The organism is Streptomyces sp. NPDC048278 (assembly GCF_040652195.1).
GTDB lineage: Bacteria > Actinomycetota > Actinomycetes > Streptomycetales > Streptomycetaceae > Streptomyces.
In genome coordinates this window covers 19,337-38,062 of record NZ_JBEZLP010000056.1, presented here as the reverse complement: position 1 = coordinate 38,062, position 18,726 = coordinate 19,337, and the positions used below count along the sequence as shown (strand labels likewise).

The window sequence follows — 18,726 nt, the reverse complement described above, 5'->3', positions numbered from 1 at the left end:
CGCGCGCTTGTAGGCGTCTGTGGTGACCTCCGTCAGCTCCTCGACGACCCGATTGATCTGCTCGGGAGTCATGTGGACACCCGCGTTGGGGGCGCCCTCCACCTGGGGGAAATCGTGCGGGAACCCCACATGTCGCAGCTCCTGGACCGCCAGCGGCACCGCCGATCCGTCGGTGTCCAATGCCGGGAAGTCGGCGATATCCACCGTCTCCGCCTGGCTGACCGTCCTGCCGTCCGAGGTGCGTCCGGTCAACGCTGCGATCACATACTCACGCGGACTCGGCTTGTCGCCGACGGAGGCGGTGAAGAACCCGGGGAAGACCGTCAGCCCACTCACGCCTTGGGACCGCTGTTCCAGGAACTCCTTCAGCACCGTGTGAGTCCGGTCAACGATCTGTTCGTAAGCCCCGTCGAAGAAGTACCGGGTACGTGGCCGCATCGCCCGCAAGACATGGTCGAACGCGTGCCGGGACGCCATGACCAGCAGGTTCTTGAGGAGGAAGGGCGCGTCATTGGGCGGCTGGCCCATGGAGATCGCCATCCGCACCAGCACCCCCGCCAGCTGCACCGCGATGTGACTGAACGCCTGCCACGCATATCCCCACACCTCGTCGATTTCGGGGATGACCGCCAGGAATGGGATGAATTGTGACGGAACCTCGGCCGTCATGACAGCGCCGGCGAGATTCGAGGCGATCCCCTCTCCGTACCTCCTCGCGTACACGAACGGCACCGAGCGTTCAGGCCCCGACAGCCTGCGCAGGGCGTAATCCTGAAGGCCTCGCAGGCCGAGTACCGGCGAGCCAGCGTTGGGCTGCACATATGCGGGAGCGTTCGGCCCGAGGATGCCGGGCATAACCGCCACGTAATCGGTGAACGGTGTGGATTCCCATCCGGGCAGACTCGCGAGGATCTCGCCGAGTGGTACGGGGGCCCGTCGGCGGTCGGCGAGTCCCAGCGCGCTCCGCGCTCGCAGGAGCTCGGTCTGTGCCGCAGCCCGAGACAGCCTCCGCTCCCCAGGAAGCGCGTCCATCGGCGCGACGACGAACTCGGCGATCGGGAAAGTGACCAGGTCCTTCATCGGCACGCCGGCGGGCGCTCCCTCAGGCACCGCGTGGAAAAGTCCCGTATCCGGACTGGGCCAGAACAGCATGAGGTCGTAGACGATGTGCATGCCCGGCCCCTTGGCCAGCACCGCCTTCTTGGTGAGCACCAAGTGGGGCGGGAGACCCCCGATGAACAGCGCGTGCCGGTCCTCGACTTCCAGGCCGATCTTGTTGTGGAACGACCGCGCGGGGTAGGCGGTCTGCCCCGCCGGAGCCCCGCCCGCCAACTCCTGCTCCACGCGGGTACGCCCCACGGGCAGCGCGGAGACGAAGAACGCGGGGCTGCCGTCCGGCCGCTCCAGGGCATGGACCCGCGCCGGATCGGCGGGTCCGGCGGGTGTCACCGCCACACCGGACGGCAGCGCGTGCACACCGACGGCGCCGCCCAGCCCATCGCGGATCCGCTGCGCCACCAGCTCGACCTCGGCCGGATCCGTGCCGGGGAAACACGAGGTCAGGACGAGGTCCGTCATCCCCTGCGGGAACTTCGCCCTGGCCGCCGCCACGAACCCACGCGCGTCGAAACGCACCGGCTCGCCATCCGCCGTCACCCCCTTGAACCACGCGCCGTCGCCGTGCGACCCCCAGAACACCGCCTTCGCCCCCGGGCCGAACGGCAGCCGGCGCCGCACAGCGACCCGTCGGCCCTCCACCCGCGCCCACTGCGTGTACTCGCGCGCCCCACCGATGTCCCGGAACGCCTGCCGACGCGCGTCGGCGTCCTCACGAGGGAACGACATCAGGCCCGAAGGCTGTCCGTCAGGGCCCGCTACCTCCTCCACCGCCACCCGCGCACGCGGCGCCCGGACAGGCGTCAGCGGGGCGTCGTCGGCCTCGGCATCGGACGTCTCGTCGCCGCTGCCGATCGCGTCGTCCACGGCCGGCGCGGCGCTCCGGGCGACCAGCCGCACCGCGTCGGCCAGCGTGGTCCGCGGTACTTCGACCGCTTTCAGCACCTCGAACGGCCGGCCGCCGCTGTCCGAGCCCGGCTCCTGCGGTTCGACGGCGAGGTCCACCACCGCGGGGTACCTGAGATCGGCTTCGCCGATGGCACCGGCCGACGAGTTCTCCACCACCACCAGGACCCGGCGGGTGTGGGCCTGAGCAGGGGCCAGCTCGTCCAGCGCCGCCTGCGGAGTCGTCCGGAGCCGCTGCGCCGGGTGCACGTTCAGGGCCTTCAGGGCCGTCGGCGTCTGCTCGGGCGAGGCCAGGAAGGCGAAGTAGGCCGGCTTGCGCACGGGCGGCAGCGTCCCGCGGGCCTCGGCCGCCATGGCGAGGTGCAACGGAATCTCGTCGTACAGGCCGTCCGACAGCCTTACGACGTGATCGTGCAGGTCGGCACGGATCCGGGCGGACCGGGAGCTTGCCGGGTCGGCGTTCATCGCGTCCCGGGCGAGGTCGCGGAACCGCTCGTCCTGCCGCAGCAGCAACGGGAAGCCCACCGCGCCGGCGGTCAGCGCCTGGTCCACCGCGTGGTGCAGAGCCGTCAGCAACGCCTCCCGGCCGCCGTCCAGGAGCCGGGGATCGAGCAGTGGCGCGTCGGCCTCGCTGCCCAGCAGGAGCAGCGCGGTGGCATGCGCCGGGTCGGCCACGGCCGACGCGGTGTCCGGGCGCCGCTGGGAGGCGAGCCACTGCGTGCGACGGCCGTACGCCTGGTGGTGCGGAAGGCGCAACTCCTCGGCCATCCGCGCGGAGGAAGCGCGGCCGAGCGGCGCGAAACCGGCGTCGGCGTAGGTGTAGAGGTGTACCGCGTCACCGGCGAGGGCACTGCTCAGTTCGGTGTCCGCGGCGAAGACGTCGCGGGCACGCCGGAGGTCGATGAGGATCTCGGCCAGAGAGTGCGAGCCCCTGGACAACGCCCAGCCGACCAGCGCCGCGACGAACGCGTCGCGACTCCCGAGTGGCAGCCGCAGCGACAGGTAGGTGCCGATCAGCGGTTCGAAGCTCCTGAACGGTCCTGCTCTGAGAACGAGGCCGCGCTGGGTGGTGAACTCGTCGCGCGCGACGCTGTCCGCCGCGATCGTGATCGTGCGCCTGCCCCGGTGACGGCTGACCGCGCCGTCGAACGCGGTCATGAGCTGGTCCAGCGTGAGCTCGGAGCGGTCGGGATCGAGGGACAGGTTGTATGCGCGGGGCAGCGCTTTGAGCGCCTGCCGTACGGCGGCCAGCGGCTCCGGACCGCGTGCCACGGCCGCGCCGAGGGCGCGCTCGTAGTTCTCGGCGATCGACTTCCAGCGCGAGGTGCCGTAGAGGCCGCGGTACCACCCGGCGGGAGCGACATCGTACGGATCGTCCGACAGACGGGAGGCGATCGGCTGCCCGTCGGTCCGGCGGAAGACCACCACGGCAGGATCCGGTACCCGCCGCGTCGCCTTGATGCCGAACCGGACGGGCGGGTTCATGTCCGGCACCGGCCTGGTGGCCAATTGCGAGGTGGCGGCGATCGTTTCCCGTTCGACGGGCTGGCCGCCCGCGACGATTTTCGCCAGCTGGTCGGAACCGGGACGGTCCCTGCCCGCGGAGCACGACCACAGGTACGCCGCGAGGTTCTTCGGCAGGCCCAGTCCGTCCATCTCCCACTCGATGATCCGGCTGACCTCGGCGCCTTCGGCGGACCTCAGGCCATGCGGGGACGGCACTTTGAAGAAGTCGGCAGAGCCGTGCGCCGCCCAGAAGAAGGCTCCGATTCCCGCGGCCCGCGGCCGCGAGACCGTAGCCGGTATCAACGACCACCCCTGCTCACCCGTACGCGCGGCGCCCTTGGCGTACGGGACAAGGCCCGCGCCCGACAACAGGTGCGGATAGGTGTTCTTGCGATGGTTCCAGCTCCGTGTGGTGAAGGCGGCCACCCCGAACCGGCGCTTGTCGGACGTGGTCATCCATCGTGTGATGATCGGCCGGTTCCAGGGCTCGGCCGGAACCGGCCGCGGGACCTCCACGGCAGTGACGTGCGCGTACTCCAGACCCGTCGCGATGTCCCGGGTGGGCGTGTACCGCTGGAACCGGAACCTGACAGGGGCGGCGTACTGCGCCTCGCCGCGACCGGGGTCCCGGGCGAGCATGGGAACAAAGCGCGCCGAAGACCGCTCGACCTCCACCAGCACCGGATGCCCCTGCTGCCGCCCGACGGAACGTGCCAGTGCCTCGATGCCCGCCTCCCTGCTCGTCGGCGGGCGGAAGAACAGGTCCTTCTGGAACTCCCAGCCCTGCGTGGCGTAGTCGTGCTGCCCGTGCAGCGGACCGGGCCTCCACAGCGGGATGAACACCGTGCCGCCGAACTCGGGCTGCAGCCGCAACCCTTCCACGGCCATCGCCGTGTGCCGGGCCATGTCCTGCACCATCTGGTCATCGGCACGCAGCGCGGCCACGGCGAACGCCGCCCGCACCCGCGTTTCCGAACGCCGCTCCGGAACCTGGTCGGCCAGCCGGCTGATGCCCGGATCCTTCAGCAGCACCGACGGCATGTCCGCACGCGGCGCGCCCCCGGCCAGCTTGTCACCGAACGAACGGATCACCGCCCGGAGCCGGTCCAGCGCCCCGGCGCCGCCGCCGACGATGTCCGGGGTGAAGAACGCGACGTCCGGACCGCCGGCCAGGTGTATCGCCACCAGGTGCCCGGGGCGCAGGGACCGCAGGGGAGAGGTGACGCGGTAATGCCGCAGCCACGACCGGTATGACTCCCGGCGCCTCCACACGGCGTCCGCTTCGGAGGGGGACGCCGCACCGGCTGCCCGGCCGTCGACCAGGACGCCGAACATCCTGTGCGTGCCCGGTTCCCCGGTGACCATGGGCCCCAGCAGATCCGCCATCCGCCGGTGATACAGGAGCTCGTGCGGCAGACGCCTCAGCGTCTTCCGCATCTGCGGGTCGGCGGCGAGCACCTTGTCCGGCACCCGGCCCTCGGGGTCGAGCATCGCGCCTGCCCATCCGTACAGCCGGGCCTCGTTGATCCGCGTCGCGTCGGGCTCCACCTCTTCACGCACCGCCCGCTGGGTCATCGCCAGCAGTTGCGCCAGCGAGTGATCGCCACGGGGCAGCAGCCAGCCCAGCACCGCGTCCCTGAAGAACATCTCCTCGCCATCGGGGACGCCCATGTGCTGATAGACCCGCAGCACCAGCTCGGGCTGCGTCTCCGCGGTGATGCCGTTGTCCCCGGCGTAGACGGGAGCGGCGTGCGCGAAGGCGTCCATCACCTCTTCGAGACGGGCCGGGTGCCGCTTGCTCAGCAGCCTTGTCATCTCCTCCTTCCGCTTGGCGTACGCAGGGTCGTTCCGCTCGAAGAACAGGCGCCGGTAGCCGTCCGGGTACGCCGCTTTCAGCAGCCCGCTCAAGTGCTGGAGGCCCTTCCGGGCGTGCGTGCCGACCTTGGCGTCCGACGCGATGGCCTTGCCGAGCGCGATGTCGTAGTCCCGTCGGGCGCGCTCGGCCTCCGGCCCCTCGTAGCCGGGGAATTCCGGATCGCGTTCGTTGTCGCGTTCGTTCGGCGGGGCACCGTCGGTGACATCGCCGGTGTGTGGTCCGGCGATCACGGACGTCCCGGCCGTCCCGGCGTCGGCCATGTCGGCGTCCTGGATCGATTCGGCCTGTTCCTCGGGCGTCGGCGATGTGGTGACGACCGCGTCGGGCAGCTGGTCGAGGCCGACGGGGCTCTGACTGATCGCATGGCTTCCCGGCAACGTGGCCATCGACTCCGCCGCGGTGGCGACGGCCCGCACCGCGTCCAGTGCCTCTCGCGGATCGGCCGACGGCAGCTCCTTCACCCGCAGCAGCTCCAGGGAATGTCCGTGACGGTCCACCTGGTACTGATGCGATATGACGACCAGCTCGGTCGCTCTGGCGTAGCGGATGTGGTGCTCGCCGGGGTCGTGCGCCAGGGCGGTGACGTCGCGGGCCGTGGACGTCTCCACCGCCACCAGGACCCGGTGGGCCCCGGTGGACGGCGTCCCGAGCCGCCGCAGCGCCACTGCCGGGTTCCACTCGACGCGCTGGAACTGGTCCACGTTCAGTCTCGTGAGGCTCGCGGCGGCCCCCGCCGCCGGCGCCTCGAAGGCGAAGAACACCGGCCGGCCGACCGGGTGGAGTTCGCTCATCCCCTCCGCCGCGAGCCCCAGTTCGGTGCTGAGCCGGTAGCGCACGAAGTTGGCCATCGTGGGCACCGCGTCGAGCATGTCCTGGTGGGCTTCGTCGAACTCGGGAGTACCCGGCAGGGTGACGGCGACGCGGTCGGCGTGCCCTCTCAGGCGCGGATGCCGCAGCATCGGTGGCAGGTTCAGCCCGTGGCCGCGTCGTGCCCGGTCCACCGCGTCCTCGATCTCCTGGCGCACCAGCGGTTCCAGCATCGTCGCGCCCTCGACGAAGGGGAGGTCCTCGGCGCCCGATTCCAGGAACACGCGGTTGCCGCCGTGGCTGAGCATGTACAGCGCGGTGACGTGCGCGGGGTCGAGGCGGTCGACCTGCCCGCCGTTCCAGTCCCGGGCCGCGGCGTGCCGGGCCGCCCAGCTGTCGGCGCCCAGCTCTGCCTCGGCGCCGGCCGGGACCGGCGGCAGGTGCTCGGACTCCGCGAGCAGCCGCACGGCCCGCACCAGACCGTGCGGCACCTGAATACCGTCCGAGTCCATTCCGAGGTGGGCCATGCCCTCGGCGTGCATGCCCCGGTGCGGCGGGCGCAAACGGTCCGCGAGATCACCCGGCGGCAGCCCCGCACGCGGCGCGAACACCGTGTCGACCAGCCCGTACAGATGCGGCCCGTTGCCCGCCAGCGCCGCCACCAGCGCCGCCTGATTGCCGCTCAACCCGGACATCTGCAGGGAATGCAGCAGCCCGGCGAGGGGATACCGCCTGGACAGCCCCCAGCCGAACACCGCCCGCACGAACACCGGGAAGCGCTCGCTGGGCAGGCCCAGGTCCCGGTACAACCAGTACATCCCCCGCGTGTTGGGTGCCTGTACGAGCCTGATACCTCGCGCGGCCTCGACCTCCCGCTCTGTCAAAGGGGGAACAATCACCGGAGCGGCGACGGCCGGGTGCAGTTCGGCTGCGGCGGCACGGGTTGTGTCGATCAGCTCGTCCAGGGTCGCACCGGGCCGGCCGGGGTCGATCGGCACCTCGAACCGGCCCGAGTCGGCGATCGCCCTGACGACCCGCCGCATGAGGGGCAGCACGGCCTCGTCCCCGGACAGCCGCTCACCCAGCGCCGCGTCGTAGATCTCCGCGTGCCTGAGGAACGCGGCTCCCGCGAGGTAGCGCGCCGCCTGGCCGGCGAAGTACGGCTCTGTCGAGGGCGCCGGCTCACCCGCGTCCGGCAGGGCACGCCGCTGGAACTTCACGAACCCGATGTCGGGTGCCGCGCCCCACCCCGGCATCAACACCGTGTAGTCCGGAGCGGCCCCCAAGGTACCGACGCGGCTGTTCCCCGCGTAGGACTCGCGCTGCGGCGGCTGCTCGTCGGCCGCCAGCTGGGCCACCGACGGCAGGCCTGGACGCTTGCCGCCCACCAAACACTGCCACTGCATCAGGAGGGTGTCGTCGGACAGCCCCGCCTCCGCCAGCCGCCGGGCGGACTCGGCTCCACTCTGCGTACCGCTCATGAACGTGGGACCGAATCGCCCGATGCCGAAGACGGAATGGGGCGAGCCGTGCATGGAGACCACACCGAACCGGGCCGCACCCGTCCCCTGGTCGGTTCCGAACGGCAGCGGCCAGAGCCTCGGCGGCCCGGACGTGCCCGTCCGGCTGTCATGGACCCTGTGGTGCGTCACGTACGGAAAACGCTCAAGGGCGGCCCGGCGATCGAACATGTCCCGAGCGTTGAAGCTCGCATAGCCGAACCACACTCCACCCGGCGTGCGGATGTCACGGACCAGGAGCTCGTTGTCCCAGGCGATCTTCGACGTCGGACGCGGCAACTCGACGCCGATCAGATGCTCGTACCAGAGGCCGGACCTCGCGTCCCTCGAGTAGCCCTGGGAACGGATCCGCAGCGTGACCGCCCGCGGAGACACCGTCCGGCGCTTGTCCGGGGTGAGCGAGAAGACCGACGTCTCACGGGGCGACACCGTCCGTACGACGTCCAACAACACCGGATGCACGCTGCCGGTCGGCGTCCGACCCACCTTGTCGTTCAGCTCCCGCAGCACCGCGGCGCGGTCCGAGGAACCCCCCTCGAACGCCTTGAGCGACACCTCCTGGCCCATGACCGCGTACGGCTTCGCCGCACCGAACAACGGCCCCGGCACCAACAGGCCGTACAGCACGGACCGGCCGTCCGCGGGTTTCGCGGGCAGCCTGTCCAGCGCCTCTTCGGCCATCGACGCGTGGCCACGCACCTCGGTCAGCAACCGTTCGTCCGCATTCCGCACGAACGTGGCAACCGCCGCCGCCACGTCGGCCGCCGGTACGGACCGGCCGATCACGTCCCGGATGACGGGGTCGCGCAGCATCAGCAGCGGCCAGGTCGACCCGTCCTCGGGATCCGCGTCCCGGGCCGCCGCGCGGATGAGCTCCCGCAGCCGGTCCAGCGCCTGCGGCCCCTCCTTCAGTACCTCCGGGTCGAAGAAGCGCGCGTCCGGACCCGACACCAGCGTCAGCGCCATCGAGTGCCCGGTCGAGATCCGTCGCAGCACCTCCAGGATGCCCGGGTTGCGGAGCATGTCACGAAACGTCTCCCGACGCTCCCGCCACAGACTCGCCTCTCGACCGGCTGCACCGGTGAGTTGGCTCACTCCCTGCCCCAGGACGAGGACGGGATCGAACCAGTCTCCGCGCCCGGTGATCTTCCCGCTCAGCACCGGCCAGGTCTGCTCGGCGTACATCACCACGTGCGGCGGCTCCAGCGCGTCGAACGCCGCACGGTCGCCCGCCAGGCCGCTGTGCTGCAACCGCGCCCGAGGATCGAGATCGCCGTGGATCCACCCGTGCACCCGGGACATGTCCGTCAGCCACGGATCGGGCTCCACCTGCTCGTCCCACACCCCGGCCCGGTGCGAGACGTCCAGGAACCACTCCCACGGCAACGCGCCCGGACCCGCCAGATACCACCCCGCCAACGCCTCACGGAACACGAAACTGTCACGCTCGGGCAGCCCCAGCTTCCGGTGGACCCGCAGCATCAACTCGATGTCACGCGCCTGCCGAAGCTGCTCGGACGTCAGATCGACCGACCCGTGGTAACCGCGCCGCCGCATCTCGGCATTCCACGTCGCGTCACGCAGCGGAACACCGACCGGCGCCGGCATGCTGAATTGCATGGCGTAGCGCGGCACGACGCGCCCGAGCGCACCCATCAGCTCGTCGAACGGCGGCACGTTGTCCGGATCCACCAGGCGCCGCAGCTCGTCAAGAGCGTCGAAGCCCTGCAACGACGACCGGTTGAACAGCAGTCTCTGGAACTCGTCCGTCATGCGGGCGGAAGGTCCCCTGGCGATCCTGATGACGTTCCGGAGCGCGTGCTGAGTGTGCCACCGCACGGTCGGATCCCCCGCCAGTGCGCGGGCGACCGCACGCCCGTACAACTCCGAACGGCCCAGGTAGGACGTCCGGTCCGGCCCGGTGAAGAAGCCCGGGAACCGCGGCTCGTGCACGGCGGGGAACGCCGTCACAGCCATGCCCGCGCCCGACCCCGACCTCGTCGCCTGCGCACCACCCCGCTGGACCGTGGCGGGCGCCGTCGCGGCACTCGGGCCGCCGGCCACTCCCGCCGGAGCCGTCCGGGAACCGGCAGTCACGCCGGTGACCGGCGCATAGGTGACCGGCATGACGGCGCCCGGTGCGGACCGCAACACCTCGGCAGCTCCCGCCGTCCCGGTGTGGACCGTGTCGACCGTGTCGACGTCGTGGCCCCGGCTCCCGGTCGAGCTCGCGGAGGATGCTCCGCCACGCGCGGTCGACACGGCGTCCCGGCTCGATCCGGGCAGCTGGTCGAGGTCGGCCGGGCTCTCGCTCAGCGCGTCGCTTCCCGGCAGCGAGACCGTCGCCGCCGCCGCGGTGGCGACGGCTCGCACCGCGTCCAGCGCCTCCTGCGGATCGGCCGTCGGCAGCTCCTTCACCGACAGCAAGGAGTGGGAGTTGCCGTGGCGGTCCACGTGGACCTGATGCGAGGTGACGGTGAGTTCGGTGGTGTGGGGGTAGCGGATGTGCTGCTCGCCGGGGTCGTGCGCCACGGCGGTGAAGTCGCGGGCCGTGGACTTCTCCACCGCCACCAGGACCCGGGGGCGTGCCTGGTCGGAAAGCGGTCCCAGCCGCCCCAGCGCCGTGTCCGGGTCTGCCTCGACGCGCTGGAACTGGCGCGCGTTCAGCCTCGTCAGGCTCGCGACGGCCCCGGCCGCCGGCGCCTCGAAGGCGAAGAACATGCGCCTGTCGACCGGGGGCAGCTCCGTCAGCCCCTCGACTATGAGTCCGAGATGGGTGGGGAGCTGGACGCGCAGAACGTGGGCCATCGTGGGGATCTCGTCGAACATGGCCTGGTGGGCTTCGTCGAACTCGGCGGTGCCCGGTGCCGCGGCGGCCAGCCGGGCGGCGGGCCGCTGAAGGACCGGATGCCGCAGCAGCGGTGTCAGCGACAGCCCCTTGCCGTCCGCCGCACGGCCCACCGCCCGGTCGATCTCGTCCTCCACCCACGACTCGAGCATCTCCGCGCCCTCGTCCACGGGGAGTTCGTCGGCGCCCGATGCCAGGAACCTGCGGCTTTCCTCGTGACTGAGCAGGTACAACGCGATGACGTGCGCGGGGTCGAGGCGGTCGACCTGCCCGCCGTTCCAGTCCCGGGCCGCGGCGTGCCGGGCCGCCCAGCTGTCGGCGCCCAGCTCTGCCTCGGCGCCGGCCGGGACCGGCGGCAGGTGCTCGGCCTCCGCGAGCAGCCGCACGGCCCGCACCAGACCGTGCGGCACCTGAATACCGTCCGGGTTCGCCGCGAGGTAGGCCATGCCCTCGGCGTGCATGCCCCGGTGCGGCAGGCGCAGACGGTCCGCGAGATCACCCGGCGGCAGCCCCGCACGCGGCGCGAACACCGTGTCGACCAGCCCGTACAAATGCGGCCCGTTGCCGGACAACGCCGCTGTCAACGCCGCCTGGTTCCCGCTGAGTCCGGACGCGTGAAGATCGAGCAGGAGTGCCGCGAGGGGATACCGCCTGGACAGCCCCCAGCCGAACACCGCCCGCACGAACACCGGGAAGCGCTCGCTGGGCAGGTCCAGATCCCGGTACAACCAGTACATCGAACGTGTGGCCGGGGTCGATTTCATGTCGATGCCGCGTCCCTCGGCGAACTGCCACTGTTCCGAGGGGTCCACGCTCCACGGGGCGGCGCCGGCGGGGTACCGCTCGGCTGCGGCGGCCCGGGTCGTGTCGATCAGCCTGTCCAGGGACACACCAGGCCGGCTGGGGTCGACCGGCACCTCGAACCGGCCCGAGTCGGCGATCGCCCTGACGACCCGCCCCATGAGGGGCAGCACGGCCTCGTCCCCGGACAGCCGCTCACCCAGCGCCGTGTCATAGATCTCCGCGTGCCTGAAGAACTCGGCGATTCCGGCCGGGTAGCGCGCCGCCTGGCCGGCGAAGTACGGCTCGGCCGAGGGCGCCGGCTCACCCGCGTCCGGCAGGGCACGCCGCTGGAACTTCACGAACCCGGGGTCGGATGCCGCGCCCCACCCCGGCATCAACATCACATGATCCGGAGCGGCCGGCACGGTGCCGACGCGGCTGTTCCCCGCGTAGGACTCGCGCTGCGGCGGCTGCTCGTCGGCCGCCAGCTGGGCCACCGACGGCAGGCCGGGACGCTTGCCGCCCACCGAACACTGCCACTGCGACAGGAGCGTGGCGTCGGAAAGCCCCGCCTCCGCCAGCCGCCGGGCGGACTCGGCTCCGCTCTGCGTACCGCTCAGGTACTTACGGCCGAACCGTCCGAGCACGGTGACGTTGTGCGGCGAACCGTGCGCGGCGGCGACGGCGAAGTACGGCTTGCCGGTCAGCGAGTCGGTGCCGGTCGGCAGCGGCCAGGGCCGCGGCGGTCCGTCCGTGCCCGTCCGGCTGTCATGGACCTTGTGGTGCGTCACATACGGGAAGCGCGGGAACGTGAGGCTCCGGGGGACCATGTCCCGAGCGGGGTAGCTCGAATACCCGAACCACACTCCACTCGGCGTGCGGATGTCGCGGACCAGGATCTCGTTGTCCCAGTCGGTCTTCGAGGTCGGCCTTGGTATCTCCGTGGCGACGAGATGCTCGTACCACAGGCCGGACTTCGCGTCCCTGGCGTAACCCTGTGAATGGATACGCAACGTGACCGCCCGGGGGGACACCGTCCGGAGCTTGTGCGGAGTGAGCGAGAAGACCGACGTCTCACGGGGCGACGACGTCCGTACGACGTCCAACAGCACCGGATGCGCGCCGCCGTGCCGCGCCCGTTTCACCTTGTCGTTCAGCTCCCGCAGCGCTGCGGCACGGTCGGAGGAACCTCCTTCGAACCGCTGCTCGAGCGACACCTCCTGCCCCTTGACCGCGTACGGTTTCGTCCTGCCCGACAACGGCCCCGGCGCCATCAGGGTGTACAGCACGGACCGGCCGTCCGCGGGCTTCGCCGGCAGCATGTCCAGCGCCTCTTCGGCCATCGACGCGTGGCCGCGCACCTCGGCCAGCAATTGCCCGTCCGCGTAGTAGTCCAGGAAATCGTCGACCGCCGCCGCCACGTCGGCCGCCGGTGCGGACCGGCCGATCACGTCCCGGACACCCGGATCACTCAGCATCAGCAGCGGCCAGGTAAGCCGGTCCTCGGGATCCGCGTCCCGGGCCGCCGCGCGGATGAGCTCCCGCAGCCGGTCCAGCGCCCGCGGTCCCTCCTTCAGTACCTCCGGGTCGAAGAAGCGCGCGTCCGGGCCCGACACCAGCGTCAGCGCCATGGCGTACCCGTCCGACAACCGCGCTCGCGCCGCCAGGACGCCCGGGTCGCGCAACAGATCGCGCCACGCCGCCCGGCGCTCCTGCCACAGGTGGGCTGCGGGGCCCGTCACATCGCGGACCTCGTGCAGCCCCCGCCCGAGGACAGCGACGGGATTGACCCAGTCTCCGAGCCCGGTGGCCTCCCCGCTCAGCAGCGATCGGGTGCGCGTCGCGTACATCGCCACGTGCGGCGGCTGACGCAGCGTCTCCCGGTCCGCCGCCACCCCACCCGGCCGGTCGAGCGGATCGAGATCTCCGTGGATCCATCCGTGTACCCGGGACATGTCCGTCAGCCACGGATCGGGCTCCACCTGCTGGTCCCACACCCCGGCCCGGTGCGAGACGTCCAGGAACCACTCCCACGGCAACGCGCCCGGATCCGCCAGATACCACCCCGCCAACGCCTCACGGAACACGAAACTGTCACGGTCGGACAACCCCAGAGTCTGGTGGACCCGCAGCATCAACTCGATGTGACGCGCCTGCTGAAGCTGCTCGGACGTCAGGTCACCTGATCCGTGGTAACCGCGCCGCCGCATCTCGGCATCCCACGCCGCGTCACGCGGCAGCACGCCGAGCGGCGCCAGGTGAACGTCCATGGCGTAGCGCGGCACGACACGCCCGAGCGCGCCCATCAGCTCGTCGAACGGCGGCACGTTGTCGGGATCCAGCAGGCGCCGCAGCTCGGCATGGGCGTCGAAGCCCCGCAGCGACGCCCGGTCGAACAGCAGTCTCTGGAACTCGTCCGTCATACCGCCGGAGGCGTGCCAGGAAGCGTCGACGACGTTTTCGAGCGCGTACTGAGCGTAGTCACGCACCAGCGGATCCGCCGCCAGTGCCCGGGCGACCGCACGCCCGTACAACTCCGAACGGCCCAGGTAGAACGTCCGGTCCGGCCCGGTGAAGAAGCCCGGGAACCGCGGCTCGTGCACGGCGGGGAACGCCGTCACGGCCATACCCGCGCCCGACCCCGACCTCGTCGCCTGCGCACCACCCCGCTGGACTGTGGCGGGCGCCGTCGCGGCGATCTGGCCGGCTGGGTTGCGGTAGCGGACCGGTGGCGGGGCCAGTGGTCCGGGCTCGGACACAGGTGTCTGCGCGACGGGGGCGCGGCCCTCGGGGAGGGCGGAGACGAAGCCGGTGGCCGTGCCGTCCGGCCGCTCGTGGGTGTGGATCCGGACCGGCTCGTCGGCCGTGGCCGGGGTGACGGAGACGTCGTGCTCGGCCAGATGCACACCGAGCCCGGTCGCGTCCTTGACACGACGCGCGATCGACTCCTGCGTCCGACGATCGGTGCCCGAGAAGCACGGCGTCAGCACGATGTCCGTCGCGTCCGCCGGCAGCTCGCCCTGGAGCAGTGCCAGCAGTCCGTCCTCGTCGAAGCCGATGTGCCCGTCGTCCTCCGTCACACCGGCGAACCGGCCGCCCTTGCCGTGCGAGCCCCACACCACGACGCGCGCTTCCGGCGCGACCGGCAGCCTGCGCTGAGTGCTCACCAGGTTGCCTTCGGCATCGCGCCACCACTGGGTGTACGTCCGCTGCCCCGCGGCGTCCCGGTACCCGTCCCGGCGCAGGTCCGCGTCCTCGCGGGTGAACGACATCAGTCCGGAGAGCCGCCCGTCGCGGCCCAGGACCCGCTCCACCCTCACCTGGGAGCGCAGGACATGACGCTGCGGATCGGTGATGTCTCCTGCGGCCAGCATCCGGGCGGCGGAGTCGCGGGTCATCCGGACCGGGACCGGGTGCGCGATCGGCACGTCCAGTTCCGCCGTGGCGTCCTTGGCCGCCATGGCGTGTCCGACGGTGTCGCGCAACCGGGCGACCAGGCGCAGGTCGACGGTGAACTGCACCAGCGCGGACGGGCCCGAGAAGACCAGCGTGGCCGCGTTCCCGCCGCTGCTCCGGGCGGTCTCGGCTGAGCTGTGACCGGCGGTGCGGGCCAGTATCGGCTCGTAGTCGTGGACGTTGCCGGCGGCCCAGTTCATCCAGGCCGGTGCCGGCGTGCTCTGTCCCGCGACACCGCCGCTGTCCGCCACCGTGCCGTCCTGGCCGCTGTCCAGCAGCCGCAGACTGCCTGGGTCCGCGCCCGAGACCGCTTCGAACACGGCCTTCTCGCCGGCGCCGAGGACCGCGCCGTCGGTCAGCCGGGCGTGCAGGTAGACGTCCAAGTCCTCGATGCCGAAGAACCGCTTGACGAAAGCCGACGGCAACGGAAGTCCGGAGGTGGCGAGCACCGGCAGCGCCGCCTCCAGCCACTCCGTGGACGCTTCCTCCCGCACGGTGTACGCCGCGGCCCTGCCGATGGTCCGGAAGTCCGGCGACGCTCCGAGCATCCGGGTCAGGGCGGCCATCCCCGCCCGCACGCGGGCAGCCCCCCGGAAGCCGTTCACCTGTACCTCCGCCGGCAGGCGCGTCCCGGAGGCGCGCCACCGCGTCAGCGGCACGAGTGGGGCGGACGGCTGGTCCACCGGCGGCAGCTCGCGCGGCGGGCGGAGACCGGTGAGCGCCCGCAGATCCGACTCCGGGAGGCGGAACAGCAGGTAGCGGTCGTCCTCGACAGGTGACCCGTCCGGTGCGGGGAGCGGCGCCTCCAGCTCCACCGACACGATCGGCCGGGCACCGTCCGCCGCCCCCGCTCGGTACAGGTCCAGCCGCGCCGACACCGGGATCCTGACGTCGACCATGCCGGCCTTGTCCGGAACGGTCGTCGTGACGCTGGTGATCAGCGCCTTGCGCACGGTCTCGGCGAAGGCGTGCCGGCCGGTGGTACCACCGGTCGGTATGCCCGCCAGTCCGCCCGCGCCGCCGGTGAGAGCGACGTCCAGGAGGAGCGGGACGTCCAGCCCGGGACCCCTGCCTTCCGAGCTGGTCGTCCCGAGGTCGAGCAGCGCAGTTGTCGCGTAGGCGATCGCCTCGCCCTCAGTGGGGCGGCTGTCGAAGATGCCGTCCTGCCGGTCCAGCACCAACTGCGCCACGTAGGCCCGGGCGCCGCTGCTCTGGTCGAACAGTTCCACCGGCACGTGGTCGTCCGCCAGGCTGGTCAGCAGGGCGACGCCACCGTCGAGCAGCGCTCCCAGCCGCTCGGTGTTGCGCCGTCTGTCGTCCAGCAGCCGTTCGGGCAGCAGGTCCACGGGGATGAGGTCCTTGGTGAGCTTGCCCTGCCTGGCCGCCAGTTTGCCGCGCAGCGCCGGCAGCAGGCGCCCGAAGTCAGGGGCCTTCTTCACCGTGCCGAGGCCCAGTGGCCCGTCGGCGGCCAGCCGCAGCCCGGCAGCGGGGTCGGCCTCGGGACGCCGCGCCACGGGCGCGGGCGGAGTGATCCCCTTGGCCCGCAGACGGGAGTCGATCTGCGCTCCGAGTCCGAGCGCGCGTGCCTGCTCCTCCGTCAGCAGCGCGGCGGCGACCCGGGACAGCAGCCGGCCGCCGGTGCTCACCTTGGCCGGCAGGATGCCCACCGCCGCCTCGGCGGCCATGAGGACCTCCAGGTCGGCCTGGACCAGCACGACCCGGTGGTCCGCGTCGGTGGTGCTGATCCGGTCGATCGCGGCGGCGGACGCCAGCGACGACTGCAGTGACTTGCTGAAGCCGAAGCCCGGTACCAGACCGCCGAGCAGCCATGTCGACTCCGACGGGGAGCCTGCGCCGCCGAGCATCAGCGAGGTCTTCACGAACCGGCTGGCGTCCTTGACGCTGACGATCTGGTGGCCGCCGGTCAGCCACTGTTCGGTGGCGGGTCCGTCGAGGACCTCCACGACAGAGGGGTTGACCACGTGGAAGCGGCTGCCGACCGCGCCGGTGAGGGCGCCCGCCCTGCGCACGTAGTGCAGGCCGTCGGCGACCCAGGCACTCCTGGTGCCGCGGGCCAGACCGGCCGGGAGCGTGTCGGCGCTGAACCGCTCCTCGATCCACAGCGCCGGATCCAGACCCTCGGTCGTGAACGCCTCGTCGCCACCGGCGGCGTCGACGAGCAGTTCCCGCGCCAGTTCCCGGATCTCGGCACCGTCGCCGACGATCTCCATCGCGAGCCACTGCTTCAACGCCCGCTTCTCGGGCCCGGGGGCGGCCCAGGCCGGGTCGTACATCGTGTTGATCCCGCGCAGCTCGGGCACCGGGACGGTCCGCGTCTCCGCCGCGATGTGCGGCAGCCGCACATCGGCGGGCCCCAGAGTGAGCGCGGTCGGGGTCGTCAGCCGCACGGGCACCGGGTCGATCGTCAGCGGGCGCACAGCGTCGTCCGTACCCGGGGCGGCGCCGGTGCGGGCGAGCGTGGTCACCTCGGGGGTCTGACGCCCGGGCAGCCCTGGCGTCACATACCGGGGCCAGGTCCTCGGGCGTTTGACGGAGGTGACCTCCACGTCGAAGGCCAGCACGGAGTCGTAGGCGCTCGTGTCGCCGGAGCCGGTGGTCACCCACCTGGCTTCCACGTTCGGCCCGGACATGGTGGCCCGTGCCCTGGACGCGCCCAGGGCGGCGGCGAACGTCAGGTAAAGGTGCCCGGGAACGGGCTTGGCCGAGAGCAGCCCCACCACCGAGGCGCCGTACTGCCCGGCCTCTCCGCTGAGCGCGCCGTCGGCCAGCTTGGCGGTGCTGCGCAGCTTCCAGTCGGCCAGGTCCCCCTTGTAGTCCAGTGCCGTGACGAAGCGGCCCTTGACCCGCACCAGGACGTACTCGTTGCTGCTCCAGCCCTTGCGGCGCAGGCGCACCGGGATGCCCGTACTGAACAGCTGGCCCTTGCGGGCGCTCATGTTGGAGGGTGAGAGTCTCTTGGTCAAGGCGCGCTGGTTGACGCGCATCCGCGCGTGGTCCACCACCGTCTCGAAGAAGCCGGACTTGTTGGCGTCACCGAATCCGGGCAGGAACCCGGCCAGTCTCGGGTCCTCGGCGAACAGTGCCTCGACGCGCTGGACGAGCTGGGCGGTGTCCACCTTGGACAGTGCCACGCTCGGGCTCGACGGCCCGAAGAGCATGGTCCGCCGATAGCCCGGGTGCCGCAGCGGGCGCGGAATCGACGTCATGCCGCCGGGCAGCCTCAGGCCCAGTGACGCGGCCTCGTCGGGACGCAGGCTCAGCCAGGCGGTGACGTCCTTGTGAGCGGGCCCGCCGGCGAGCCCCGCGCGCATCGCGCTGGACCGCGCGCCCGTGCCCTCCGCCCAGATCCGCACCCGCGCCCGGTAGACGGCCCGGCCACCGGTGATCTGCGGGCCGACGGCCGTCGTGACGACCGACCGGGAAGCGACGCTCCGGCTGGTCGCGGACATCAGCCCGGGCCGGACGGCCACCCGTGCGTGGGGACCGCCGGACATCAGGCCGAACCCGACCGCCGGGCCCAGCCCCACCTCGCCGCCGGCGCCGTGGCCGATCTCCACCGACCGCTGCCGGTCGGACTGCCGGTACTGGCGGGAAAACATCTCGTCGACGGGGAACGCCGGCGCGATCGAGACGATCTTGGCGCGCGCCCGGTACGCACCGCGCAGATGTCCGTCCTTGCTCACCAGTTCCTCGGAGTCCGTCCACCCCTCGAAGTAGGAATGCAGGTCCTGGGTGAGGCGGTCCGCGGTTCCGGCCCTGAGGGCGGCGGACCGCCCCGGAGCGCCGGACGCGGTGAGCGCCGGGTGTACGACGGAACGGATGACGTCGAACAGGCCCTTGCCGCCGGCGAACTGTCCGCCCGCGTCGGTGACCCCCAGGATGTCCAG

At 71.8% G+C, this 18,726-nt stretch carries 1 protein-coding gene (running past both ends of the window); it reads right to left on the bottom strand.

The whole window is internal to a hypothetical protein gene (locus AB0D74_RS47650; RefSeq protein WP_362601904.1) on the bottom strand: the coding sequence, 46,449 nt in all, runs 9,486 nt past the left edge and 18,237 nt past the right edge, and what appears here is coding positions 18,238–36,963 (codon 6,080, complete, through codon 12,321, complete); reading right to left, the first codon wholly in view occupies positions 18,724–18,726. The start codon and the stop codon both lie outside this window.